The sequence below is a fragment of the Deferrivibrio essentukiensis genome, from assembly GCF_020480685.1.
In the GTDB taxonomy this organism is placed as follows: Bacteria; Chrysiogenota; Deferribacteres; order Deferribacterales; family Deferrivibrionaceae; genus Deferrivibrio; species Deferrivibrio essentukiensis.
In genome coordinates, this window is record NZ_JAJAFU010000054.1 from 1 (window position 1) to 850 (window position 850).

General features: G+C 37.2%; 1 protein-coding gene. It reads left to right on the forward strand.

Going from position 1 to position 850, the window contains the following annotated elements; genetic code table 11:
• Positions 1-238 precede the first annotated feature (238 nt).
• On the forward strand, positions 239-850 hold a 612-nt coding region (locus LF845_RS11730; RefSeq protein ID WP_242821199.1), incomplete at its 3' end, for an IS110 family transposase.

The window sequence follows — 850 nt, forward strand, 5'->3', positions numbered from 1 at the left end:
GAGGAATGATAAAAAGTCTTCATGGTGAGAGGTGAATTAAATTATACTATCTGAAACTAGTAAGTTTTGGATAGCAAGGCTACAGTTCGTCATATTTCATGGTCTTCGAGACCGAGAAGGAGAATGAGGAGCCGTAGTCGTAACATTCAATGGTCGATAAGAGGCCGTATAGGAGAATGGAGAGATTCACCTTCAAACAGGCGCTATTCAATACTAATGTTATGAGAGGAGGCAAACCATGAAGTTAAGCGTTGGAGTAGATTTACATAAGACGCAATTTACAGTGTGTTTTTTAAGCGAGGATCGCAAATTGAATGAAATAATGGAGTATCGTACAAGTGATAGTGACTATGAGAGATTTTGTACTATGTTAAAAGAATATGAAGCAATGGGTTATGATGTAGAAGTTGGAGTGGAATCGACAGGTAATACCCGTTATTTTCGTAATAGAGTATTGGAAATAGGAATTGGTGTAAAAGTAATAAATACGATGAAGTTTAAAGTTATAAGGGAATCAGCTAATAAGACAGATAAAAGAGATGCGCAAACGATAGCGATTTTTTTAGAAAAAGATATGATACCAGAATCTGTTTTGTGCAGCCAGGAGAGTGAAGATATACGAAGAGTTCTAAAATCCCGAAGTATTTTAGTTCGGGCCTTAGTATCTCTGAAGAACCAGGTACATGGGTTGTTGTTGGGCTATGGTATAGAAAGTAAGCGTGGTCAATTGCAGAGTAAAAGAGAAAGGCAGCGCATCCTTAGAGATCTCGAAGACCATAACAAATATTATGGATACGCTGCACAGGCTTTGAAGCCTATGTTTGATAGTATAGATAATTTAAGTAATGAG